Origin of the sequence: Streptococcus sp. 2_1_36FAA, assembly GCF_000161955.2 — a bacterium.
Classification (GTDB): Bacteria; Bacillota; Bacilli; order Lactobacillales; family Streptococcaceae; genus Streptococcus; species Streptococcus gordonii.
Window position 1 is genome coordinate 301,775 of the sequence record NZ_KI391975.1, and the last position, 24,747, is coordinate 326,521.

Below are 24,747 nucleotides of genomic sequence, written 5' to 3' on the forward strand. Positions count from 1 at the left end.
GTTGGTCGACTAAGTTTTCGTGAGGTTGTCTGACGCACTTTTTTATTCAATTTTCAAAGGACAAATTCAACTATTTTGCTAAATTGCCTTGTCTATTCTTTATCGAAGGTAATTTCACTTTTAGGTCAAGTCTAGCAAAATTATTATATAGTCAACTGACTATATTTATATTATATAGTCTTGTGACTATATTGTCAAGAGTTTTTTGTAAAAAAAGAAATTTCTTTAAAGAGGTACAAAAATGTTCCCTGAACGCTTAAAAGCTCTGCGTTTAGAAGCCAATCTGACACAAAACGATATAGCTAAAAGTTTAAATATATCGCAACCTTCATATGCCCAATGGGAAAATGGACGAAGAAAACCATCTTCAGAAACATTAGAAAAGTTTGCGCAGTTTTATAATGTTTCGACAGATTATCTTTTAGGTAAATCTGACTACAAAAATTCAGATGAAATTGACTTATCAACGTTTGAAGTTCTGTATCGGAAAACTTCTAAAAATTTATCTGATGAAGAGAAAAAAATACTAGAAGAAGATTTGAGAGAATTTCTGTTAGAGAGAGAAAAAGCCATTAAGGCTATGAATAAAGAAAAGAAAGACTGATGTTTCGTGCAAAGAATTTACTTTAATGTTTGGAATCGTGTCAAACAAACACTTTATCCATTCATGAAATTAAATAAAGTACATCCTCTTTATTATACCTTTCAGGATTACTTCAATTATGAAGTCAACAAGAAAAATATACTGGTTATTCCTCACCATATCCGAATAGATATAGCAGGTTTTAATATCAATGATGATGTTTTAACGATTTCCTATCAAGATAGCGATTCTATCAATCGTCAAAATTTCACAAAATGTCATGAATTAGGACACATCTTATTAAATCACAGTGGGCGAGTATTCACTGATTTTCATGATGATTCTTTACAAGAAAGAGAAGCCAATTTTTACTCAGCTTTTCTCTTAATGCCTGATATTGTGCTTCTAACTAAGATTTTTTATCAGCAAATGGCTTTTCAAGAGGTAGAAACAGCATTACAAGTTTCTGGACAAGCTCTTAAAACTCGTTTGACGGACTTCTTAAATTTTGAATTAGACATCAATAGATTATCTGCAAGACAAATTGTAGAAGATTATTTAACTAGAAAAAATAAACATATTATCGGTTATTTCAATCAAGTGAAAGACTATATCATCTCTGATTACAATGGATTTGAACCTAGTGCAGTAGAAAAATTTAAATATTTAATGAATCAGTCAAATTTTATTTCAGACATTGACTTACCAGAATTAGCAGATAATCAATTGATTTCTTTGGTAAAACAATGCTATCCCAAATTCAAAGTTTGGGGAATATATGAGAAAGGGAAGTCAATTAGCTATGCTTGGAATCCAAAGCAAATGACAGAAGCAGAAGCTAAACGACATGCAAAGCTCCTTTTAATAACAAAAAAATGACTTAGAGAAAATTTTCTAAGTCATTTTTATTTATCATATCCATATTTCTTCAGAGCTTTTTTATAGGCCTCACTACCTTTTTTATAATAATCTCGTTTAACACCTGTTAGATTAGCTGTAAATATACCATCTTTATAAGTATAATCATTGGTTGTTCCCGATGATGTTTTATAATTTTTCTTATCCGTATCTAAAGTAATGCTATATCCACCATCGCTATTAACAGTTCCCTTGTTATTGTCAATGGTTAGAACTAGGTCATTGCGAACATCATCAATCCAATAATACTCTCCATTTAAACTATCTTGTTTGGAGCAAGAAATCAAAAATAGAGCAGCCATACCTAAAAACAACAAAGTAAATAGTTTTTTCATTGTGAGAAACCTCCTTTCGTAATATTATACTAGAAGAATGTTACAAACATATTCTACATTTGCGAAAATTATTAGTAAAACATAAGATATTGCATACAGTTTGGCAGGTAGAAAAGCCTATTTTGACAATAATTTAAAACAAAGTGATGAATTTGAGAAGGCTCTAGGTCTAGTAGTATTAGCAGTTAAATATCTTGACCCACAGACCAAATCAACGCAGGTATCATAGTTCAGACTGATGCTTGAAAAGAACGAGGGGGAATTGGAAGATTGTAAAATAAGTGGTCTTTATAGTGTCAGTGTGACAACTTTTTAGTGGGCACATTGATTACTAATTTTCACTTTTCTTGACAAAACTATATTCTAGTGTTAGAATATAGTTGATTAATATTCTAACACTAGAATAAAATTAACAAAAGGAGAAAATATCATGGCATTTGATTTCAAAAAAGAGTTGAAGGAACTTTATCCGACAAAGACTAATCCAATGATTGTCAAGGTTCCTAAAATGAACTTTTTGGCAGTTCGGGGACAAGGTGATCCTAATGAAGAAGGTGGCGAATATAAGCAAGCTATCAGTTTACTTTATCCGCTGGCCTATGCCATTAAAATGAGCAAGAAGACAGATTACCAGATGGACGGTTATTTCGATTTTGTTGTCCCACCTTTGGAAGGATTCTGGTGGCAAGAGGGAGTCACAGGTGCTGACTACAATCGTAAGAGTGATTTTCATTTTATCGCCATTCTTCGCTTACCTGATTTTGTCAGTAAGGAAGATTTTGACTGGGCAGTCGCGCAAACGACCGTCAAGAAGAAAATAGATTTTTCTAAGGTTGAATATTTTACCTATGATGAGGGGTTGTGTGTTCAATGTCTGCATATCGGTTCCTACAATGACGAGCCTGCAACAGTTGAACGCATGCATGCTTACATGGAGGAAGAGGGATATCAACTGGATATTACCGATGAACGTATGCACCATGAAATCTATATTGGTGATGTCCGTAAAGTGGCGCCAGATAAGCTAAAAACAATTATTCGTCATCCCATCAAAAAGAAGTAGGGAGTAAAAAATGAGCATTAAGACATCTTTAACAGAAGAGTTGATTCTAGGACTATTGGCAGAGCAGCCTAGACATGGTTATCAAATTGAAAAGCTAATTGAAGACAGGGAGATGAGGCGGTGGACCGAGGTTGGTTTCTCTTCGATTTACTATGTCCTTGATAAACTGGAGAAAAAAGAGCTTGCTAAAAGTGCACCAGCAAAAGGAAAGGAGAAAAAAGAGTATGCCATTACAGACTTAGGACTAACAGTTTTGGCAGAAAAAACCAAACAGCGTTTGCTAGAGCGCCAACCAGCCAATTCACATTTCATGACTGCCTTGGCTAATAGTCAAAATATGTCACCAAAGGATTTGTTACAAGCTTTCAAGGCACGTAAGAAAGTTTTAGAAGAGGACTTGCAGGTCTTGAAATTACAAGAAGTAAGGGAAGGTTTTGCACCGCGCTCTGCCCAGCAATTATTCAGTTTAGGCATGACCATGCTCCAAGCAGAATTAAATTGGTTAGAATCTGAAATAGAGGATTTGCAACTATAATGAAATTTGAAAATTTTTCAGAGGATAGTATATGAAGTTAGATATAAAACCGTTCATAGGACAGCATTGTGAATCTACCGCAACAGGAACTCTCTTGAACCAACTTGGTATTGAATTAAGTGAGCCGATGTTATTTGGTTTAGGAGAAGGTCTGGGATTTGTTCTATGGAATATGAAAACCATGAATATGCCATTCATAGGTGGGAGAATTAAACCTGATTTACTGACACAAAATATAGCAAAAAATTTAGGATTAAAACTTGAGGTAAAAGAAACTTCTTCAAAGGATAAAGCATGGAAATCTGTCAAAGGATTATTAGATAGAGGTAAGGCGGTTGGTCTAAAATTAGATTGCTACCACTTGGAATATTTTACTAATCCAATCCATTTTGCAGGGCACTATGTTGCTATAATTGGATATGATGACAAAGATGCTTTTTTAGTAGATACTGCCCAACAAGGAGGTGAAGTGATAACTTCTCTAAAAAGTTTAGAGCAGGCACGGAGTGAAAAAGGTTCTATGTCGTCTAAGAATTTGTTTTATACAATTGAAAAGGGAAAAGAACTAATACCCTTAAAGGAAGCTATCATGAAAGCAATTCATAGCAATGCAGTAACCTACTTAAATCCAGCAATAAAGAACTTAGCATATAAAGGTATTTATAAAACAAGTGATGAAATCCTCAAATGGTTTAATAATTCAAAGAGTATTGAAGAAGATTTTAAGATGACTGCCATGTTAATGGAAAGGGCAGGAACAGGTGGTGCAATATTTAGAAATTTATATCGCGATTTTCTAGAAGAGGCATATACTATAACAAATAATTACAATATTAAAACAGCTTATTTGGATTTTATAGAGATTGCCAAGAATTGGGAGACGATTATTGCTATATTCAAAAAAATATCTGATACTAAAGACAGATATTATATTTTAGAAGCTTCAGAAATGATGAAGAAAATCTCGGTACAGGAAAAGGAAGCTATGTATATATTAGCAAATTTCTAGTAATACAAGATAATTATTTATGTTATTTTCTTCATGATAGCGCAGTGATCTCATGCTGATATTTGTTAAATCTGAGACTTCCCCAATTTTCATAAGTCTTCCTCCTGTTGTTTCGTCTATTTTACAGCTTGACATCATGTGAAGGTCAATAAAAAATTTCTCTTTTTAAAGAAAACTTAAGGAGCATTTTGGGATTCTTATACTATGCAAGAGGCAGCAGCTTTTTTAGTAACTTAAGGCCTTGTTCTAACTCTTCTGTTGTATCTGGTGAACAGGTGGCTACACGAAGAAATGATTGTTCTGTTGCTCCTCCTACCAGAAAGCGTTCTGCACATAAAATTTCCACACCGTTTTTCTTGGCCAATTCTTCAAAGTCATACCCATTTATGTGCTCAGGCAAAGGCAGCCATTGAAATAAAACGTAAGGATTGGCAGCAGCTGATTTTGGAAAATACTGACGGTACAAAGCATTGCGTTCTTGAGCTAATGCTTTTTTTCTTTCAATAACCTCATCGGCTTTACCGCTGACAATTAGCTCGCTGACGATATTAGCATTAAGCAAGGGGATATGAGTGTTAAGAGTGTCAGCAGTTTTTGTAAATTGAGGCTGCAAATGATTAGGAACAACCATATACGCCACACGCAGACCGGAAAATAGAGACTTAGACAGTCCATGAATGTAAATCGTATGTTGGGGAATGAGCTGAACAAAAGGTGGTGTATCTTTAGCATTTATAAAAGCATAGGTATCATCTTCTATCAGCAGCAGCTGTTTTTTGACAATAAGCTCTGCTAACTGTTTTCGGCGCTTCATGGACAGGCTGACAGCGGTTGGATTATTAGAGGTCGGAACCAAATAAAGGGCCTTGAGTTTCTGCTGTTTGAGTGTTTTTACTAAATCTTGAATGAGTATTCCTTCTTTGTCACTTTTTAAAGGCACCAGCTCAATCTGGAATTGATTAGCAAGAGCTATAAAATTTGTATAGGTAAAAGTGTCTACTCCAATTTTATCGCCAGCTTTAAAGAGAGTCAAAAATGCGATGACTAAAGCGTTCTGGGTGCCATCAGCCAGCAAGATATTGTCAACAGAAGTTTGAACTTGAAATTTTTGCAGCCAGTTTTGAGCAGTAATTTTTTGCTTTTGCTCCTGTTCCGTTTGACCGGCATCAAATTCAAACAGCTGATCAACTGATTGGCTCTGCATCAATTTTCTAGATACATCGGATACGATATGATTCAGTTGATAATAGGAGCATAAGACACTGAGACGGATACAAGTCTCGTCCTTTTTAAAGGCTGATAAAGGAAGAGGAGGCTGAGATGAGACAAAAGTCCCCTTGCCAATTACGGCATGAATGAGCCCCTTTTGCATGCAAATTTTAAATGCTCTTGTGACAGTGCTTAAATTAATGTCCAAAAAATCTGCCAATTCTCGCTGTGGCGGAAGCTGAGTTCCAAAAGGTAAGCGTCCTGCCCTGATGTCTTGTTCCAAGAGTTGGGCTAAATGAAAATACAGGGGTGTTTTTAGTAAATTTCTGTCAGGCTTCCAAGTCATAGGGTAATTTTCAAACGAATTAATAGACATAGGCTCTCCTTAAATTGTCTGTCATACAATCTTATCGGTCCTCGTCAAAGAGTTTTCCTTTATAATAATTGTATGGATTGTATGCTTTATTATATCATTTTTAAAGGAGTTTAAAATGACTGACCTAACAAAGGGAAGTGAATTAAAAGGGCTTTTTGTTTTTGCTCTCCCTATTTTCTTAGGAAACTTATTTGAGCAGCTTTATAATGTTACAGATACTGCTATCGTTGGTAATTTTTTAGGGGCTGAAAAACTTGCAGCTGTCGGTTCTAGTACTCAAATAGTGGCGCTGACAGTCTCAGTATCTACAGGGATGTCTATTGGTGCAAGTGTTATTATTTCCCAACTTTATGGCGCTAAAAGAAATCAAAATATGAAAGAGGTCGTTGACACAAACCTTATTTTTATCTGCTTGTTTTCTTTCTTTTTAATGATCTTTGGCCTACTTTACTCTCCTGTTTTTTTAGAGCACTTAAATGTTCCAGCTGGTTTGTTATCCGATGCAAATGCTTATTTACAGACTATTTTGTTAGGTTTGCCCTTCCTTTTTGCTTATAATACTCTAGCCAATGTTTTAAGAGGTTTGGGGGATTCTAAAACACCGACTTTTATTTTGATTAGTTCAGTTTTTCTAAATGTTTTGTTAGACGTTATTTTTATAAAAATTTTTACTTACGGTGTTATCGGCGCTGCTCTAGCGACTGTACTTGCACAGGGATTTTCCTTTGTGGTCTGTTTGTGCTATATGTATAGGTATTATCCTAAATTAGCTCCTAATCTTCGTCATTTAAGGTGGAAAGTCAATATTTTAAAAACTTCTTTGGCTATCGGGCTTCCTGCCATGTTACAGCAAATTTTTATCAGTTTAGGTTTTTTGGTTATCCAATTTTTAGTTAATGGTTTTGGAGCAAATGCGATTGCTGCTTATACTGCCGCTTCCAAAGTGGATGCTTTTGTAGAAATGCCTGCTATTAATTTAGGTCAGGCTCTTATGAATTTTACAGCTCAAAATAAAGGAGCAGGTGAACAAAAGCGGATTGCAAAAGGTGGTAAGAGCGCTTTAATAATAAGTTTGGGGCTTTCGATTGCTATTTCTGCACTTATTTACAGTTTTGCTCCTCATTTTATTGCTATTTTTAATCATCAGAAGGCAATTGTTCAGATTGGAAAAGGCTATTTACGAATTGTATCTATTTTTTACTTTGTTTTTGGCGCTATGCAGGTGTTGAATGGTCTATTACTGGGATATGGGAAATCCCTATTGCCATTAATTGCTTCTGTCACTACCTTTTGTCTGTTGCAGGTTCCGTTAGCTGTCTGCTTATCCCATACAGAACTAGGTTTTAACGGTATCTGGTTAGCAGCCCCTTTTGGATGGTTTGCAGGCTTCTTAATGAGATTAATTTATTTTATTAGTATCTCAAAATATGTTGAGAGAAAGGAGTAGAAATGAAAGCAGTTTACGTTTATGAGCAGGGAGACCCTTCAGTCATCCAAATTGGTGATTTGCCTGTCCCAGAGGTGATACCTAAAACAGTTCTCATCAAAGTTTTGGCAGTTTCGGTCAATTATGTTGATACCTTTATTCGCTCGGGACTCTATCAGACCCAGTTGCCTCAACCTTATATTCTCGGTCGGGATGCTGTTGGCGAGGTGGTCAGCGTTGGTGATGACGTTAGCCAATTTGCCGATGGTGATTTAGTCTGGACCAATAGTATGGGTTATGATGGCAGGCAGGGAGTTACTAGTGAGTATGCTTTAATCCCGGCAGAAAGGCTTTTCTCAGTTCCTGAAGGAGCCGATCCAGTAAGACTCATTGGAGCTGTTCACTCTGCTGCGACTGCGGCCATCGTTTTGCAGGATGTTATGCAGCTGGCAAGAGGTCAAACCTTATTAATTGAAGGGGCAGCAGGCCATGTAGGCAGCAAACTGCTTTGTCTTGCCCATGAAGCAGGTGCAAAGGTTGTTACTACCTCGAATTGTAAGGACTTTTCAAAATTGCGGGAAAGTGGGAGTTCTGCCTGCTTTGATTACCATGATGACAGGCTTTTTCAGAAGCTGACAGAGCAATTTTCAACAGGTTTTGATCATATTATTGACACTTCTGGGGAGATAGCTTTACAGACTAATATTGATTTACTGGCTTTAAAGGGTGTCATAACCCTCATAACAGCTCCTCGGATGAGTGCCTTTGATGCCCAGCAACTCTATATGAACTGTCAGCAAATCAAAGGTTTTGTTATCAGTCAGGCCAGTTTAAGTCAGTTGCAAATGGCAGGAAGACTTTTGAATAAAGCCTTTAAGGACAACTTGCTTTTAGAAGATGATATTGTTATTAAATCATTTGACGAGGCAGCAGAGGCCCACCGATTACTGGATAATAAAAAAGAAAAGCGAAAAATTGTCTTAGTACCGTAGCAACTGAGGATATCAAAAGCTCGGGAAAAAGAAATCATATTATGATGTGCCACCTATCCCAATAGCTCAGTGGGTGGGAGTAAGACTTGTTGGCTATGCCAAGACCCCTTTCCCTTGCACAGTTTATTAGGTGCTTTAGCATCACTTGCCTAAAATTCTAGTCGCTTTTTACGCCCTTTGTATCTTGTGATTGAACACGGGCTAAAAACCTAGTAAAAAAGACAGAGCTCCTTGAGTCTTTGCAGACTCTCCGTCACTCTCCTATTTTTATTTGGTTTTCTTTACGCCCTTTTGTATCTTAGTTAAAGGAGAATTCTCATGAAAATTAACACATATGAACTTTGGTCAGGAGCTGATAAAAGCTCGGTTACTTATACAGCCTACTTAGTGGAGGAAACGCCAGATATTAAGAATCATAATCCACGCCCAGCTGCGATTATCTGCGGTGGGGGCGGTTTCTTTAAAATAACAGACCGGGAGAAGGAACCAGTAGCGCTTTATTTTCTTAATAAAGGCTTTCAAGCTATCACGCTTGATTATACAGTTGGCAAAGATAGTAGCTACCCGACTCCCCTTTATGATCTAGCGAAAATGCTGTTAGTAACAAGAGAAAAAGCGCAGCAATGGAATATTGATCCAGATAAAATTATTCTTATTGGCTTTTCTGCAGGTGCTACTCACTGCGCTTCCTTGGCTAATCGCTGGAATGAGTCTATTTTGCAAGACTATTTTAACTATCCAAAGGAAAAAATAAGACCAACTTTAGTAATTTTATCTTATCCCTTATTAGACTTCAGCTATCAATATGATAGTGTTGTGGCGGATCCAGATAATCAGCGGCCAACAAAATTATCTCCCATGCCCAAGCTAGACTTTTTAACTGGGGCTCTGAAAACGGTCGTGGGCAAAGAGCTAATCAGAGAAAATCTGCAAGAACACAGCCCGATAGAACATATTTCCGCAGATACCGTTCCCACTTTCATTTGGGGTATGCAAAATGACGACTGCATCTATAACAATGCTCTCTTGGACTATGCAAAAAAACTAAAAGATAATGCTGTTTTATATGAATTGCACATGTTTGCGATGGGAGAACACGGTTTATCTGTCATTAATCAAAATACACAGACAGAATTTTCAGACTATAAAGAGTTAGCAATTTGGAAAAAATTGTGTATAAACTTTATCAATCAGGTATTAGACTTAAATTAAAGAATATCAAAAAACGAGACTTTGCATACATCAAAGTCTCGTTTTCTAATGCCCTAAAAGGATAAAGCGGATAAGCCAGAGCAGGCTGATAAACTTATAAAACTCGCTAAACAATCTTTTTGTGCGGTCAAGAATTGCTTCGTCTTTCTGAACGCAGACAAGTTATCTTAAACGACATGGTAGCTCTAGCTCAGCCTTTACCAGAGTATGACATCTTACGCTCGATTCCTGGCATCGCAGAAACCACAGCGACATCTATCATTGGCGAATTGGGAGATATTCGTCGCTTTCAGTCTACCAATCAAATCAACGCTTTTATTGGCATTGACCTGAGACACTATGAATCTGGGAACTTTCTCGCCAAGGAACACATCACTAAACGAGGGAATCCCTATGCCAGAAAAATCTCGTTCAAGTGCATTCACAACATCGCTTCAGCTACTAAAGGTAAAGAAATGGTGACTTTTAAGCCTGGATGATTGTCCAAAAAAACAATTTCACCTTGATGTAATTTAACAATTTGTTTGGTGATAACTGTTCCCATACCATGTGATTCATAATTAGTTGATTTTTGATTTAGCTCAGTAATTTTTTGAGCTGTAATATCTCCTTGATCCGCAATGACGATGAGCACTTTATTATCAGATAATTGATAAGTCAGATCAATCTGGTTAGAGCCGCTGTGCATAATACTATTAAGCAAGAGATTTCTAAAAGCTCTTGCTAATAAAGTTACCTCTCCTTTTACCAACACTGTCTCGGCAGGCAAATCAAAATGAAGTGTAATTGTTTCATAATTATTCAATATATCGGCAATTACTGTTCGTAGGACAGCAACCAAATCAAGATTGGAAAATTCGGAGTGACGCTTTTGGTTATCCAATAAGTAGCTCATATTGAGATTAGAAATCATTTCTTTCATAGTTTGAATCTGATTTTCAATTTCCTCTGTCTGCTTTCCTTTGCCATATTGCTGCTCTAACTGACTGTTATAACCTGATATGAGCATAAGAGGATTGCGTAAATCATGACTGACCCCTCTAATCCATTGCTCTTTCATCGTGTTGCTTTCTTCCAAAATATGAGATGTTTCATTGAGAGCCGTCTTAATTTCAGAGAAATTTCCCTTTTCTTTAAGAACGATATTTTGACCTTGAGATAAAGAAGTGACAGCAGTAATAATCGGCTCCATCTCCTTTTTAATACGCAACTTTGATCGGCTCAAAAGAATAAAAATAAGTAAAAGAATAATACCCAAGAAAACAAGTCCCAAACTGAGAAAATTCCTAATAAATTGCGTATTAGCATAGAAATTAAATTTTGCTAAGGAATGCTTTTTAGGATAGCCCAAAACTAAAATTTGCTGACCACGTACATAGGAGAAAACAGGGTAATCTTCTAAATACCAACGTGAAAATTTAACCATATCAGCATTCGTATAATGCCTTTTGAGTCCTTTAGGTAAATGATAAGATTGGACAATATTGCCATCTTGATTCAGTACCATAGCCCAAGTATTTTGTTTATCCATTTCAATTTTGCTGCTTTTATCAAAATTGAAATTATTCTCTTGACTCGATTGAGCGATTTTAGTGTAAAGTAGTTCCGGTTTTTCCTTTCCATAGAAACTAAAATAGGCTGAGAAAACCAAACCATAAACAAAAACAAGTCCTATGATTAAAGCCAAGATTAATAGAACATACCTGGTTAATAACTTAGTAAAAAATTTAACGGTATCCATTTAATTCACCTTTAGTTTGTAACCCAAACCTTTAACCGTTATTAAGCTTTCTGGTTTAGAAGGATTGGCTTCAATCTTTTGTCGAATCTTACGAATATGAGCCATTAGGGTATTATCATAGCCTTGGTATTGTAATCCCCAGACCTTTTCTAAGAGTTGGTCAAAAGTGACAATGCGATTCTTGTTATCATATAAGACCTTAAGAATACTGTATTCCTTAGCTGTCAGCTGAATCTCTAGTTTTCCTTTGGTAATCAAGGCTTGGCTAAAATATACCTGGCAAGCAGGTAAAACAAGGGTATCTTCCTTTTCGGGATAGGCTCTTTTTAGGATGGAAAGAATACGCAACTCCAAATCTCTTGGACGGAAAGGCTTGATAATATAGTCATCTGCCCCTAACTCAAAGCCCTGATATTGTTTTTCTATATCGGAGATTGCTGACAAAAACAAAACAGGAACCATTGAAGTCTTACGGATGCCCTTTAAAACTTCAAATCCTGATCCTTCAGGCAGCATAATGTCTAAAATAACTAAATCAAAAGATTTTTCTTCAAATTGCTCCAAAGCTTCTTTTTGTGATTGTACACTTGTTAGATTGCTAAACCCAGCAATGCTCAATGATTCTTGCACTATTTCTAAAATTTCTGGGTTATCGTCTAAAATTAAGATCTTCTTTTCTTTATAATTCATACTATTACCTCAACAAGACTAGTATAACACATTGCTTCCTTGGTCAAGGACTTTAAAGTAAAAATTAAGGAAGAATTAAGGTAATGAACAGGTTAAAATAAAGGAGGTTCATTATAATGAAAATAGCGAAAGGATATAACATCACTCTAAGATTTTTAAAGGAGAAAACAAATGAACAATTATATCGTTGAAACCAACCAATTAAGTAAGGATTTTTCAGGTGAAGTAGCCGTTAATCAGCTCTCTATTCATATTAGAAAAAATGAAATTTATGGTTTTTTGGGACCAAATGGTGCTGGTAAGAGTACTGCTATGAAAATGCTTTTAGGATTGTTGCAACCAAGCCACGGTTCCATTAAGCTCTTTGGAAAAACCTTTAATAGCAATCAAATATCACTCCTCTCAAATGTAGGTTCCCTCATTGAAGAGCCCTCTTACTATGCTAATCTGACCGGTTATGAAAATCTTGAAATTATCCAAAAATTGCTTAAATTACCAAAAAGAAATATTGATGAAGTCTTAAAGATTGTCAGACTTTTCGATCAAAAAGACAAGCTAGTTAAAAACTATTCACTAGGCATGAAACAACGTTTAGGAATTGCGTTAGCTATTGTTAAATTTCCTAAATTACTGATTTTGGATGAGCCAACTAATGGTTTAGACCCTGCCGGTATTCAAGAAATTCGTGAGCTTATCAAGTCTTTACCACAAAAATACGATATGACTATCATCGTTTCTAGCCATATTCTTTCAGAAATTGAACAGATGGCTACAACTGTTGGCATTATCAATCATGGTCAATTACTTTTTGAAGGCCACCTATCTGACCTTGAAGAAGATGAAAAATATCTGTTTGAGACCAGTGATGATGTAACTGCTAAAAGAATACTAATGTTCAATGGTTTTAATTTGGATGATGACCCAAAATTGATTATCAACGATAACAATAAAGTTAATATAGCTACTGCTATTCGACTCTTAGTTGAAAATAATGTTGATATTTATCAAGTTCGTATGATTCGTCGATCGCTGGAAGATGTTTTCCTTGATATGACAGGACGGGAAGGAAGTGTTTTGTAATGCTAAATTTACAATTAGAATTTATCAAACTAAAAAGACGGTCTTTCTTGCTATCCTTGATTGCTATTGTAGCAGTGGGCTTGATTTGGAGTAGCGTTGTTATCAAATATGAATTACCTAAAACACATGAGGCCTATAATGCCATTTATACCATGACTTACTTGAATGATTTTATTTTGCCACTTTTCATTGCAGTTTTAGCGTCTAGACTACTGGAATTGGAACATCTAGGCAAAACTTTTAAACTCTTGCAAACCAGTAACGAAAGTCCTTGGCAACTTTTTAAAGCTAAATTGACTGTGATGGCTATTTTTGCCTTTGTTGTCAGTTTGATTCAAACGCTTTTTCTGAAATTTATTATTCAAGGCATGCAGGTCAGTGTGACACCTGTTTCATTGAGTCTCTTTTTGTTCACAACTTTTTTGGTTTGTCTCTTTCTGTCTTGTTTACATCTTTGCTTAGCTTTTATCTATCCAAAGCCAAGTGTGACAGTAGTAACAGGCTTAATTGGTTCCTTCCTGTCATTTATAGGTATCGGTGCGTTACCAGTTCCTATTCGTATTTTCATTCCTTGGCAATATTTCTCTATGATGGGAATCGCTAAACGGGTGGCTGGAACTAACACTTATCTTTTTCAATACGATAATGCTTATCCCTTTAAATTAGTCGTATTATTGCTTATCATTTTTTTAAGCATCTTTGCCAGTAAAAAACTCATTGGAAAGGCGGATCTATTATGATTATTTTTGAATTTAAAAAAATCAAAAAAAGTGCTATTCCGATAACGCTAATCTTCTTTAACCTTGTTGGGTCCTTATTGGGAGCAATGATTTACGCTCTCAATCGAAAGGTGCTCCTAGATGGTACACAAGCTCACGTCCTTTGGGGACAAACAGTTTTCTATTCCTCGCAGATATTTACTCCTATTCTGATCGGGATTATCTGTTCCATCAGTTGTCAATTCGAGGAAAATAATAAAAACTGGCAGCGCTTATTAAGTATTCCAGTTAAAGCCAATCGTATCGTTTTATCAAAAATCACCAGCTTGTCACTAGTCATGGCTATTAGTCAACTGATAGCTCTCCTCTTTTATATTATCAGCGCTTTGGTTTTGAAGGTACCTTTTGCAAATTATCTACTGGACTTTTTGCTTTGGTCTATCACAGGTTGGCTAGCAACCATTACTATTGTCACCATTCAAATTTTTCTTAGTATTCGCTTAAAAAATTTCGCAGTGCCTATTCTTATATCAGCTATTTTGGCTATAGCAGGGCTTATGACCCTCTTTATTGGACAAGGTCTTTTTAGAATTTTCCCTTATGCTCAGATTGCTGTTGGTGATCGAGCTCGTTCCTTAGTCCCTTTTACCTTATCTGAATTTATCCTTTTCTTAGTTGTCAATGGTGCTTATATTTTTGTCTTCTATACCTTAGCAGTTAGACAGCTTAAAAAGGGATTTATTTAATCTCATTTATAGTGAAAAACATGAAAAAAGCAAAGAACTATCGTAATTGTTATACAATTAATGATCAGCAAATAAAAAGTGTAGAGATTTAATAAGGATATATCATAAACCAGTTTCGTATGAGACTGGTTTACTTTTTTAGGCTCTTTTCTACCATTTGTCAAGTCTATCAAGGCTTTAAGTAAAAAAAGAGATAAGACAGTATCTATTCTGAGGTTACTGTCTTATTTTTAACACTTTTTAATCTATAAATGGGCATGCTAAAAAAACACCTCATCTGGTATTTTTTGAAACAAGGGGTTACAATAATACGGCATAGACAGCCTTATCGATTTTGGGTCAAAGAGTAATCGTAAAGTTTGTTATGCGTTATGAAGTAATACATTGTTCGAATGAGACGATGTATAGAGGCAATCGTATGTGGCTTAGTTGAAGCTATTGTCGATTGTCTTTTTCGTTTCTCATAAAAGTCAGCGATATGGCAGGGATTGGTATGACTAGCTGAAGCTATGTTGTGAATGCACTTGAATAAGATTTTTTTGGCATAGGGATTACCTTGTTTAGTGATGTGTTCCTTGGCGAGAAAGTTCCCAGATTCATAGTGTCTCAGGTCAATGCCAATAAAAGCGTTGATTTGATTGGTAGACTGAAAGCGACGAATATCTCCCAATTCGCCAATGATAGATGTCGCTGTGGTTTCTGCGATGCCAGGAATTGACCGTAAGATGTCATACTCTGGTAAAGGCTGAGCTAGAGCTACCATGTCGTTTAAGACAACTTGTCTGCGTTCAGAAAGACGAAGCAATTCTTGAGCATAGTAACGAACCTCTTCAAGCATTGGAGAGGTTTTCTTGACCGCACAAAAAGATTGTTTAGCGAGTTTTATAAGTTTATCAGTCAGGTAAGCAATACGCTTTTCAGAGATGCGTTTGGAGGTAGATTGACGGATAATCTCACACAAGTTACTTTGAGATAGGCTTAATACAAACTCTTTGCACGGAAAAGCCATCACTAAGTTCCAATATTGCTCTTCAGTAGGTGTGGATAATAGATTTTCCAATTCAGGAAATGTGACTTGTAGGACCTTGTGTAGACGGTTTTTAGTTCGAACAAGATCTTCTGTCATATTTTGATAGAAACGGCTTAAATCACGCAGGTGTTGATAAACTTCTTCCTGCACGTAAGTTGGTTTACGATTGTGCACAAGCTGAGATTTAGCCAACTTTTCAGCGTCAATTTTATCTGTTTTACGAACTCGCAGACTGTCCAATTGCTTCTTAGCTTCCAGTGGATTTAGCCGTGTGTAAGCGTAACTATATTCCTCAAGAAAGGCTTGAAGACGTCGAGAATAGACGCCTGTAGCCTCAAATATAATCTTAGGGTTATGAACAGTTTTCAAGTCCCCCAACAGGCGATTGAATCCAATGGCATCATTGAGTATGGTGTAGCCATGAACCTTCTCACCGTTGACTAAAATGGCCACCTCAGAACTTGTTTTACTGACATCAATTCCAAATACTGCACGCATGACATTACCTCTTTTGTCTTGAATAATTCCATGTTTTAATGATTTTATTTTCAATACGCGACGTTTAGCGTCCCACATACTTTGATCAAACTCCACCTAAAACAAGGTGTCTTGCCAGTTTGTCAAACGACGTCTAGCGCCATAGAGCACTACGACTTTACAAGACACCACTACTTTAACATAAAGAAAAAGTAGTGAGTACTCTCTCGCGTCGGAGATTTCTTCACTACTAATCTTAGTATGTTTCATACCGTTGTCTTGACTATCCTCCTTAGATGATATGGATGGTTGAATTCCTTTTCATGAGTTTTGACAAAGAATTTTTGGAAAATCTAGATATTGTTTTAATCTCTATTTATTTTTCTAAAACGGGGAAATCTGATATAATAAGCTTTGTAGGTGTATTATTTTAATACTTACAGAACTAAACTATTCCCCTATTTAAAAAATATTGATTCAAATTTTATGAAATTAATCAGTAGATATCATTCTGAAAAGCCTTGATATTACGCTGTTTTTAATCCAATTAAAACTCATACTTTCCAAACCAGGTTTTACGAAAAGTTTTATTTGTACCAAATTTGTACCAAATTGAATTTTAGTCTATTTGTATATGAAATCTAATTTAGTTAAATTAGCTTTAAATTCGGCATATTATTGTTGAGTTTAGTTCGTCCAAACAACTAGAATGCTTGCAATCGGCAGAAAGAAAACCAGCAACTTTTTCATGGGTTGCTGGTTTTGTTTATATAATTCTTATAAAGAAGTAAGAAAAGTTAGACCGCCTAATATCACTCCTGCCGCATTGGGAATGATAAGGATCCAGTCTTTTTTAGGTTCTTTGGTCCAACCATAGATTACCCAAATTAAACAAGAAACTGCTGCGAATAGTGGTTGGAATGGTTGAGCTTTTTCTCCTTGCAAGTTAGCGATAATTTGTGGAATATATGCAATAAAGACAAGAATCCCAATAAAAGCTCCAATAGATCCGACAAAGCGATTAATTTTTTGTTTAGACATATAGTACCTCCTGAGGAACTATTATATCAGAAGGAAAAAAGTTTTCAAATCCGTTTGATCATAAAATAAGACAGATATTCAATAAATGTAAGTCGTGCTTTTATGTTAAACGAATTTAGTATAGAGCCTTGGCTGAAAAATCAAGTTTGCTTAACAGTTTTTTGAGGAGAGTAAGTAACCACTTAGTTGTCAAAAATAACCACTTACTGAAAATACCTTGTTTCTTTTTTGAAAATTGCTATAATGAAGTCAGAAGCAAGGAAAGGAGTGGCTATGAAGATTAGGATTGAGCTTGATACAGATATGGCAGAAACTGAAGTCGTTATCCGAACGGCTCAATATGGTGAAGAGGTGGCTCGGATTCAAGCAGCACTTGAACAAGCCAACCGTCAACCGGTAGCTTTCTATAAGGATACAAGTGAATATTTTGTTGATTTGAAGAATATTTTATTTTTTGAGACGGATGCTACCAAAATTTATGCTCATAGCAGGGATGATGCTTATGAAGTCAAACTGAAGCTATACGAATTAGAAGAGAGACTTCCGGTATATTTCTGTCGCATTTCAAAGTCTACTATTGCCAATACCAAGGCTATTTACGCTTTGGATAAATCATTTTCGGGAACCAGCACTATTCAATTTTATGACACACATAAACAAGTGCACGTTTCCCGACACTATTATCAAATTTTAAAAGAAAAGTTAAACGAAACGAGGTAAATATTATGAAAAAAACATTGATTGGAATTCTCTTCCTTGGACTAGCAGCATTGGTTTTATTCCAAGGGCAGTTTGGATTTCCTTATTTGAATATTAATATTTGGACTCTTGCAGTGATTGCCGGCTTTGCTTATTTTTCAATTGAGAACTTTTTGAAGCGAAATATGGCTGCTGGCTTTATATTTGGGTACATTGCTTTAGTCATTGCAAATAGTCATTACCACTTCTTGCAAATTTCTAGTGGTACCTTGTTTGCTGCTAGTGTTTTAGCTTGTATTGGTTTAAGCTTAATTCTAAAACCTAAGACGATTTGGCCCTCTAGCCGTTTTTGGAAGGAAAAAGCCTTGTCTACTAAAGAAGGCGAAATAGCATTTGGAACTGGGACACGCTATATTCATTCAGAGAATTTCACATATGAAAAAATAGATTGTTCTTTTGGCAGTGCTTCTGTATATTTTGATAATGCGACTATTTTGGGAGAGTCCGCAACCTTCGAGGTAGACTTATCTTTTGGTAACGTGGCTCTGTATGTTCCAAGTAAGTGGCGAGTAGAAATTGAAGTAGATAATGCCTTTGGTTCTGTTACTAATCCTCGCAATGTCAACGAGAAAGAAAAGACTTTGTATGTCAGAGGTGACGTTGCTTTCGGCTCATTAAAGATTATATATATTTAAGAAAACGGATTAATTTCGAAAGTTTGGAGAATGTACTTGTCAAACGTCAAGTTTTTTGGTAATATAGGAAGGTATGTGGTGCTAGCACATCCGTAATATTAGATCTAATAGGAGGAAACACGATAATGGCTAAAGTATGTTACTTTACTGGTCGTAAGACTGTATCAGGAAACAACCGCTCTCACGCGATGAACCAAACAAAACGCGCTGTTAAACCAAATCTTCAAAAAGTTACTGTTTTGATCGACGGTAAACCTAAAAAAGTTTGGGCCTCAGCTCGTGCCCTTAAATCAGGTAAAGTTGAACGCGTTTAATTAATAAGGTAAAGGAGCCTATCAGGCTCTTTTTCTTTGGAATTGTAAAAGAGAAAAGTTTGGATGTATTTTGCTATGTTAATTGTTGATTTTCTAAGTTATTCCCGCCCTTCTCTTTTACAGCCTGTCTAAAATATGGTAAAATAAACTATAAAAACTATCGAGGTACATGTCATGACTGTAAAAATCAATACAAAAGATGGCCAAATCGAGCTGACTGATGACGTCATTGCAACAATTGTTGGCGGAGCAGCGACTGAGATTTTTGGTGTAGTAGGTATGGCTAGCAAAAATGCAATTAAAGACAACTTCCAAGCTCTTTTAGGTAAAGAGAATTACTCAAAAGGTGTTGTTGTAAGAACCACAGAAGAAGGAAGCATTGCAGTTGATGTTTTTGCAGTACTTAGTTACGGAACAAAGATTAGTGAAGTTTCAAAAAACATTCAGGAGCGCGTGAAATTTAGCTTAGAAAATCAACTAGGCATCACAGCACAAACGGTGAATGTCTATATTCAAAATATCAAGGTCGTAGGAGAATAATCGTGACAAATATTACAACTAGTTTATTTCAAGAAATGGTGCAGGCAGCATCAACTCGTCTGAATAAACAAGCCGAATATGTGAATTCTTTAAATGTCTTTCCTGTTCCAGATGGTGACACAGGGACCAATATGGGAATGACTATTGAAAATGGTGCAAAGGAAGTTTCTAGCAAGTCAGCTTCTACAGTGGGTGAAGTAGCTAGTATTTTTGCCAAAGGCCTCTTGATGGGTGCTCGTGGTAACTCTGGGGTTATTACTTCTCAACTCTTCCGTGGTTTTTCACAAAGTGTGAAAGAAAAAGAGGAATTAGACGGACATGATTTGGCGCATGCTTTTCAGTCAGGTGTAGAAGTTGCATACAAGGCTGTCATGAAGCCAGTTGAAGGAACTATTTTGACAGTTTCTCGTGGTGCAGCAATCGGAGCCAAGAAAAAAGCAGAAGAATCAGATGATGCTGTTGAGGTTATGAAGGCAGCGCTTGAAGGTGCTAAAACTGCTTTGGCTAAAACACCAGATATGTTACCAGTTTTAAAAGAAGTTGGTGTCGTGGATTCAGGTGGTCAAGGCTTGGTCTTCATTTATGAAGGTTTCTTATCTGCTTTGACAGGTGAGTACATTGCCTCTGAAGACTTCCAGGCAACTCCTGCTACTATGAGTGAAATGATCAATGCAGAGCACCACAAGTCTGTTGCAGGTCATGTTGCGACCGAAGACATTAAGTTTGGCTATTGTACAGAAATTATGGTTGCTTTGAAGCAAGGGCCAACTTATGTGAAAGACTTTGACTATGATGAATTCCGCAACTACCTAAACGAGCTTGGGGATTCTTTGTTGGTCGTTAATGATGATGAAATTGTAAAAGTCCATGTTCATACAGAAGATCCGGGCCTTGTCATGCAAGAAGGACTTAAGTATGGTAGCCTAGTCAAGGTGAAAGTGGATAACATGCGGAACCAGCATGAAGCTCAAGTTGAAAAAGAAGAAAATGCATCAAAACCAGCTCAAGAAAAAGAATATGCTATCATTGCCGTTGTGGCGGGAGATGGGTTGGCAGAAATCTTTAAAGCTCAAGGTGTTGACTACATTATATCTGGCGGTCAAACGATGAACCCGTCGACAGAAGATTTCATTAAGGCTGTTGAGCAGGTCAATGCTCGCAATATCATTATCTTGCCAAATAATAAGAATATCTTCATGGCTGCCCAATCAGCAGCAGAAGTCTTGGAGCAACCAGCGGCTGTCATCGAAACGCGTACAATTCCGCAAGGTCTGACAAGCTTGCTTGCCTTTGACGAAAGTAAATCAATTGAAGAAAACCATGATCGGATGACAGCTTCTCTGTCAGATGTTATTAGTGGTAGTGTGACGACTGCTGTCCGTGATACAACGATTGATGGACTTGAGATTCATGAAAATGACAATCTAGGAATGGTTGATGGAAAAATTGTCGTATCTAATCCAGATATGTTTGCGACCTTGACTCAAACCTTTGAAAAGATGCTAGATGAGGACAGTGAAATTGTTACAATCTACATTGGTGAAGAAGGGGATGAAGACTTGGCCAATAACCTAGCTCAAGATTTAATGGAAAAATATGAAGATGTAGAAGTTGAAATCCATCAAGGAAATCAACCGGTTTATCCATACCTCTTTAGTGTAGAATAATCTTTCTTGCTAATTTATACTTAAAAAAGAAGATCGGAAAATTTCCGGTCTTTTTTGTTATGACATTTGTCATGTCAGACGGTGACAAAATCAACTAGTAGGAAAAATTTCTTTCCCTTATAATATAGTTAACAACATGATAAAAGGTTGCTGTAAGAATTCAAAAAGCATTTGGTCTTTCTTCTTCCGGTTTTGGAAAAATAAAGGAAAGATGCACATGCGCTTTATCGAATCAAAGGAGGAGCAAAATGGAACTGATTGAAGTAAAGAAGCTTTCAAAAAGCATTCATGGTAAGGAGATTTTAAAGGATATTTCGTTTGAGATCTCTCAAGGTGACTGTGTGGCCTTGATTGGTCCCAACGGAGCAGGGAAAACGACTCTCATGGATTGTTTGCTGGGCGATAAGTTTCTGACAGCAGGTGAGGCAAGGATTCAGGGACTCAAACCAACTGATAGCCAACTAAAGCAGTCGGTAGCGATTTTACCACAGGAAAATACAGTGGTGGAGGATTTGAAGGTCAAGGAACTCTTGACGTTCTTCCAAGCCATTTATCCAAATAGTTTATCCAATCAAGAAATTGATGACTTGCTGCAATTTACAGACAAGCAAAAGAATCAGTTGGCCAGCAAGCTGTCTGGTGGCCAAAAACGTCTCTTCTCTTTTGTTCTGAGTCTGATTGGCCGTCCTAAGATTCTGTTCTTGGACGAACCAACTTCAGCTATGGATACATCCACTCGTCAGCATTTCTGGGAAATTGTTGATCAGCTCAAGCAACAGGGAGTGACCATTGTTTATTCTTCTCACTATATCGAAGAAGTCGAGCATACAGCAGACCGGATCTTAGTGTTGCACAAGGGTGAGCTGATTCGGGATACGACGCCTTATGCCATGCGCAGTGAGGAGCAGGAAAAACACTTTACCTTGCCGCTGGCTTATCAGTCTGTGCTGGAAAAGCTGGATAATGTGACTGATTTAGAAATCAAGCAAAAGGCTTTATCTTTTGCTACTAGAGATGCTGGACAGGTCTGGCAGGTTCTTCAGGAACACGGCTGTACAATCGAAGAGATTGAAGTACGTAACCGTACCCTCTTGGATAGTATTTTTGAAACGACACAAGAATAGGAGAATAATCATGAAAAATATGGCAAGTCTTATGAAGATTGAGTTGATTTTGATGAAACGGCAGGCAGCTTATTATCTCTTGTCTATTGGTCTGCCCAGCGTCTTTTACCTGATTTTCTCAGGAATGATGTCTGGAAGTGATACGCCTGAACCTGTGCTTCGAGGCTACCTCTTCTCTATGACTCTTTTTAGTATCATGTCTAGTGCCTTCTTTAGCATTCCAAGCACTTTACAGTCTGATAAAAATAATAACTGGCAAAAAATGATTCAGCACTCTCCAATTTCTATGGTAAAATACTATATATCAAAACTTTGCAGTACGCTGTTGACTTTTATGCTTTCTATCATTGTAGTTTTCTCAATTGGGCATTTTGTTCGCGGAGTTAATCTACCAATGGTGGACTGGCTTCTTATTGCCTTGATCCTTCTGGTAGGAAGTGTGGTCTTTATTGCCATGGGTGTATTGGTCAGTCTCTTGCCAAGTGCTCAGCTCATGTCTGTAGTGGGCAATATCGTTTATATGGCTTTAGCGGTTTTGGGCGGTTTGTGGTTCCCTCTGACTATGTTTCCTAAATGGCTCCAGCCAATCGGTAAGTTGACACCAAGTTATCAACTGATGCAGGTTGTGTCTTCTTATTTAGAACACCATCAGTTCAATGGCAAGGCAGCTTTGATTGTTCTGATTTATACAGTTTTGGTTAGCATTCTTGTGTTACAACTCAAAAAGCGAATTGAGGTAAAATAAAAGCATGTGGGAAAAAATTAAACAAGTCCACTATATGTTTCATATTGCGCTGGTTTTTATCATCTTTCCGGTGGCGGGAGCGATTAGCGGGGAATACCCGCTTTTCCTCTTGCTGTGGACAGCTATTTTTGTTGCTGCTTACTATGCGGTCTTGTTGAGCAACCATCGCCTTATCCAGTTTTTTTCTTGGTGGCTCTTAGTTGCTTACATATATTATGGTTCTGTCTGGCTAAATACAGGTTTTACCTGGTATATTTTTTATCTATCTAATCTGCTTATCTACGAACTGGATGATATTTCTTTTAAATCCTGGCGCTTTCTGACCTTTATCGCCTTGCAGCCCATTATTGTGATGACTAATTACTTGATGGGTCATGTTGGTCCAGCGGAGTTGCTTTTCTTTGTTGTAACCTTTCTCTTTTCGGATGGTTTGACCTTTGGTCTCCATCGGATTCAGATGACGGAGCGAATCAAGGAAGAAAAGGTCAAGCAAAATGCCCAACTGAATCTTTTCCTGGCAGAAAATGAGCGCAATCGGATTGGTCGAGACTTACATGATAGTCTAGGGCATACCTTTGCCATGCTCAGTGTTAAGGCGGAGCTAGCTCAGCAGTTTTTGCAGATGAAAGCCTATGACAAGGCAGAAAAAGAACTGCAGGAAGTACAAGAGATTAGTAAGAAGTCTATGGCTGATGTTCGACGGATTATAAATAATCTAAAGGAGCGAACTCTGGATGAAGAATTAGTAACCATTCGAGCTATGCTTGAGATGAGCGGTATTCAGGTAGAAATAGATAACCAGCTCAATGTCGCCAGTATCCCACCGAGTCAGCAGTCAACGATTAGTATGATCTTACTGGAGGCGGCGACCAATATCATTAAGCATGCCCAAGCTAAAAAGAGCTGGTTTTCTTTAGTGAAGAAAGACGACAAAATTGTTTTAGATATTCAGGATGATGGCTGTGGTTTTCAAAAGCTAACTGGTCAAGAGTTACATAGTATTCGAGAACGATTAGTTACGATGTCAGGAAGGCTCGAGATCCTTAGCGGTAAGAACCCGACACAAGTTCGAATAGAATTACCATACGGAGGGAAGGAAGCATGAAACTTTTGTTAGCAGAAGATCAAAGTATGCTGAGGGATGCTCTAGCTCAGCTTTTACAGCTACAGCCAGATGTTGAAGAAGTCTATCAAGCAGAGGATGGGCAGAAGGCTATTGACTGCCTCAAATCAGAAACTCTTGATGTAGCGATTTTGGATGTGGAAATGCCAAACAAAACTGGACTAGATGTTCTCGAATGGGTCAAGGAAAATCGACCAAATATCAAAGTCATCATCGTCACAACCTTTAAGCGACCGGGCTACTTTGAGCGAGCTGTTAAGGCAGATGTGGATGCTTACGTGCTCAAAGAGCGTAGTATTGCGGATTTGATGAAGACTATTCACACTGTTCTAGATGGACAGAAGGAATATTCGCCGGAATTGATGGAGGTGTTAATGACTAGTAGGAACCCTCTCTCCCAGCAGGAGAGGCTAGTCCTACAAGCTGCAGCGACTGGCCTGTCCAATAAAGAAATTGCTGAAAAACTCTTCCTCTCAAATGGAACGGTTCGTAACTACATGTCAGCTATTTTGACCAAACTTGATGCTGAGAATCGAACCGAAGCAGTCCGAATCGGGCAAGAGAAAGGTTGGTTATAAGAACTCGGTTAAAAAAGAAGGTGTCAGATGAATAGCCTTTTGAAATTGAACCCTGTTATATACATACACACATATATATA

General features: G+C 37.1%; 26 protein-coding genes and 1 pseudogene. 21 read left to right on the forward strand and 6 right to left on the reverse strand.

All coding sequences use genetic code 11. From position 1 onward, the window contains the following. Positions 1–241 precede the first annotated feature (241 nt). Complete coding sequence (locus HMPREF0847_RS06810; RefSeq protein WP_008809667.1) at positions 242–604, forward strand: helix-turn-helix domain-containing protein; 363 nt, start codon at positions 242–244, stop codon at positions 602–604. A 6-nt stretch (positions 605–610) separates the two neighbouring features. Then, complete coding sequence (locus HMPREF0847_RS06815; protein WP_008809666.1) at positions 611–1,462, forward strand: ImmA/IrrE family metallo-endopeptidase; 852 nt, start codon at positions 611–613, stop codon at positions 1,460–1,462. A gap of 26 nt (positions 1,463–1,488) precedes the next feature. On the opposite strand, the gene HMPREF0847_RS06820 is transcribed toward HMPREF0847_RS06815, so the two are convergent. Further along, the gene (locus HMPREF0847_RS06820; protein WP_008809665.1) at positions 1,489–1,836 is read right to left on the reverse strand and encodes a hypothetical protein; all 348 of its coding nucleotides are present in this window, start codon (positions 1,834–1,836) and stop codon (positions 1,489–1,491) included. 430 nt (positions 1,837–2,266) lie between these two features. Here HMPREF0847_RS06820 and HMPREF0847_RS06825 point away from each other — a divergent pair, with 430 nt between their 5' ends. Genes HMPREF0847_RS06825 through HMPREF0847_RS06835 form a run of 3 tightly spaced genes read left to right on the forward strand, consistent with a single transcriptional unit; the run spans position 2,267 to position 4,443 of the window. After that, entirely contained in the window at positions 2,267–2,899 is a 633-nt protein-coding gene (locus HMPREF0847_RS06825; protein ID WP_008809664.1) for a GyrI-like domain-containing protein, read from the forward strand. A gap of 10 nt (positions 2,900–2,909) precedes the next feature. Continuing rightward, positions 2,910–3,434, forward strand: coding sequence for a PadR family transcriptional regulator (locus HMPREF0847_RS06830; RefSeq protein WP_008809663.1), 525 nt, complete (start codon positions 2,910–2,912; stop codon positions 3,432–3,434). Positions 3,435–3,465: 31 nt separating this feature from the next. Further along, positions 3,466–4,443, forward strand: coding sequence for a BtrH N-terminal domain-containing protein (locus HMPREF0847_RS06835; protein WP_008809662.1), 978 nt, complete (start codon positions 3,466–3,468; stop codon positions 4,441–4,443). Between the two features lie 202 nt (positions 4,444–4,645). On the opposite strand, the gene HMPREF0847_RS06840 is transcribed toward HMPREF0847_RS06835, so the two are convergent. Next, positions 4,646–6,028, reverse strand: coding sequence for an aminotransferase-like domain-containing protein (locus HMPREF0847_RS06840; protein WP_008809661.1), 1,383 nt, complete (start codon positions 6,026–6,028; stop codon positions 4,646–4,648). A gap of 88 nt (positions 6,029–6,116) precedes the next feature. On the opposite strand from HMPREF0847_RS06840, the gene HMPREF0847_RS06845 reads away from it, so the two are divergent. From HMPREF0847_RS06845 to HMPREF0847_RS06860, 4 genes and pseudogenes are all read left to right on the forward strand, one after another. After that, positions 6,117–7,475: an MATE family efflux transporter gene (locus tag HMPREF0847_RS06845; protein WP_262349496.1), complete on the forward strand. Its 1,359-nt coding sequence runs from the start codon at positions 6,117–6,119 to the stop codon at positions 7,473–7,475. Positions 7,476–7,477: 2 nt separating this feature from the next. After that, on the forward strand, positions 7,478–8,446 hold the full coding sequence (locus HMPREF0847_RS06850; RefSeq protein ID WP_008809659.1) for an alcohol dehydrogenase catalytic domain-containing protein: 969 nt from the start codon (positions 7,478–7,480) through the stop codon (positions 8,444–8,446). Positions 8,447–8,764: 318 nt separating this feature from the next. Further along, positions 8,765–9,658 carry an alpha/beta hydrolase gene (locus HMPREF0847_RS06855; protein WP_008809658.1) on the forward strand — a complete coding sequence of 298 codons (894 nt, stop codon included), beginning with the start codon at positions 8,765–8,767 and terminating at the stop codon, positions 9,656–9,658. Positions 9,659–9,742: 84 nt separating this feature from the next. After that, a pseudogene (locus tag HMPREF0847_RS06860) lies at positions 9,743–10,101 on the forward strand (transposase); the annotation flags it as partial. Here the strand turns inward: HMPREF0847_RS06860 and HMPREF0847_RS06865 are convergent. Then, positions 10,080–11,399 (reverse strand): sensor histidine kinase, encoded by a 1,320-nt coding sequence (locus HMPREF0847_RS06865; protein WP_008809656.1) that lies wholly within the window; start codon positions 11,397–11,399, stop codon positions 10,080–10,082. The pseudogene HMPREF0847_RS06860 and the gene HMPREF0847_RS06865 sit on opposite strands and share 22 nt — an antisense overlap. After that, entirely contained in the window at positions 11,400–12,089 is a 690-nt protein-coding gene (locus HMPREF0847_RS06870) for a response regulator transcription factor (protein ID WP_003703141.1), read from the reverse strand. 171 nt (positions 12,090–12,260) lie between these two features. On the opposite strand from HMPREF0847_RS06870, the gene HMPREF0847_RS06875 reads away from it, so the two are divergent. From HMPREF0847_RS06875 to HMPREF0847_RS06885, 3 genes are read left to right on the forward strand one after another with little or no spacing between them, the layout of a single operon-like run. After that, positions 12,261–13,169, forward strand: a complete 909-nt coding sequence (locus tag HMPREF0847_RS06875) for an ABC transporter ATP-binding protein (RefSeq protein ID WP_008809655.1) — start codon at positions 12,261–12,263, stop codon at positions 13,167–13,169. Beyond that, on the forward strand, positions 13,169–13,909 hold the full coding sequence (locus HMPREF0847_RS06880; RefSeq protein ID WP_008809654.1) for an ABC transporter permease: 741 nt from the start codon (positions 13,169–13,171) through the stop codon (positions 13,907–13,909). Before HMPREF0847_RS06875 ends, HMPREF0847_RS06880 begins: the two co-directional genes overlap by 1 nt. Beyond that, positions 13,906–14,634 (forward strand): ABC transporter permease, encoded by a 729-nt coding sequence (locus tag HMPREF0847_RS06885; protein WP_008809653.1) that lies wholly within the window; start codon positions 13,906–13,908, stop codon positions 14,632–14,634. Before HMPREF0847_RS06880 ends, HMPREF0847_RS06885 begins: the two co-directional genes overlap by 4 nt. Before the next feature lie 325 nt (positions 14,635–14,959). Here the strand turns inward: HMPREF0847_RS06885 and HMPREF0847_RS06890 are convergent, their stop codons facing one another. After that, positions 14,960–16,162, reverse strand: a complete 1,203-nt coding sequence (locus HMPREF0847_RS06890; RefSeq protein ID WP_037622484.1) for an IS110 family transposase — start codon at positions 16,160–16,162, stop codon at positions 14,960–14,962. A gap of 756 nt (positions 16,163–16,918) precedes the next feature. Next, on the reverse strand, positions 16,919–17,182 hold the full coding sequence (locus HMPREF0847_RS06895; protein ID WP_002902394.1) for a SemiSWEET family transporter: 264 nt from the start codon (positions 17,180–17,182) through the stop codon (positions 16,919–16,921). A 273-nt stretch (positions 17,183–17,455) separates the two neighbouring features. Here HMPREF0847_RS06895 and HMPREF0847_RS06900 point away from each other — a divergent pair, with 273 nt between their 5' ends. The 9 genes from HMPREF0847_RS06900 (at position 17,456) to HMPREF0847_RS06940 (ending at position 24,667) form a co-directional block, all read left to right on the forward strand. After that, complete coding sequence (locus HMPREF0847_RS06900; protein WP_008809650.1) at positions 17,456–17,902, forward strand: LytTR family DNA-binding domain-containing protein; 447 nt, start codon at positions 17,456–17,458, stop codon at positions 17,900–17,902. Positions 17,903–17,907: 5 nt separating this feature from the next. Further along, entirely contained in the window at positions 17,908–18,576 is a 669-nt protein-coding gene (locus HMPREF0847_RS06905; protein WP_008809649.1) for a hypothetical protein, read from the forward strand. A gap of 125 nt (positions 18,577–18,701) precedes the next feature. Continuing rightward, complete coding sequence (rpmB, locus tag HMPREF0847_RS06910; protein WP_001140948.1) at positions 18,702–18,890, forward strand: 50S ribosomal protein L28; 189 nt, start codon at positions 18,702–18,704, stop codon at positions 18,888–18,890. A gap of 174 nt (positions 18,891–19,064) precedes the next feature. Continuing rightward, positions 19,065–19,430, forward strand: a complete 366-nt coding sequence (locus tag HMPREF0847_RS06915) for an Asp23/Gls24 family envelope stress response protein (RefSeq protein WP_008809648.1) — start codon at positions 19,065–19,067, stop codon at positions 19,428–19,430. A 2-nt stretch (positions 19,431–19,432) separates the two neighbouring features. After that, positions 19,433–21,097 carry a DAK2 domain-containing protein gene (locus HMPREF0847_RS06920; protein WP_008809647.1) on the forward strand — a complete coding sequence of 555 codons (1,665 nt, stop codon included), beginning with the start codon at positions 19,433–19,435 and terminating at the stop codon, positions 21,095–21,097. Between the two features lie 248 nt (positions 21,098–21,345). Beyond that, positions 21,346–22,221: an ABC transporter ATP-binding protein gene (locus HMPREF0847_RS06925; protein ID WP_008809646.1), complete on the forward strand. Its 876-nt coding sequence runs from the start codon at positions 21,346–21,348 to the stop codon at positions 22,219–22,221. A 10-nt stretch (positions 22,222–22,231) separates the two neighbouring features. Next, positions 22,232–22,966: an ABC transporter permease gene (locus tag HMPREF0847_RS06930; protein ID WP_008809645.1), complete on the forward strand. Its 735-nt coding sequence runs from the start codon at positions 22,232–22,234 to the stop codon at positions 22,964–22,966. 4 nt (positions 22,967–22,970) lie between these two features. Continuing rightward, positions 22,971–24,071, forward strand: a complete 1,101-nt coding sequence (locus HMPREF0847_RS06935; RefSeq protein ID WP_008809644.1) for a sensor histidine kinase — start codon at positions 22,971–22,973, stop codon at positions 24,069–24,071. Then, a complete protein-coding gene (locus tag HMPREF0847_RS06940; RefSeq protein WP_008809643.1) occupies positions 24,068–24,667 on the forward strand; it encodes a response regulator transcription factor in 600 nt (199 codons plus the stop codon). The genes HMPREF0847_RS06935 and HMPREF0847_RS06940 overlap by 4 nt, the downstream gene beginning before the upstream one ends. The last annotated feature ends 80 nt before the right edge of the window (positions 24,668–24,747 follow it).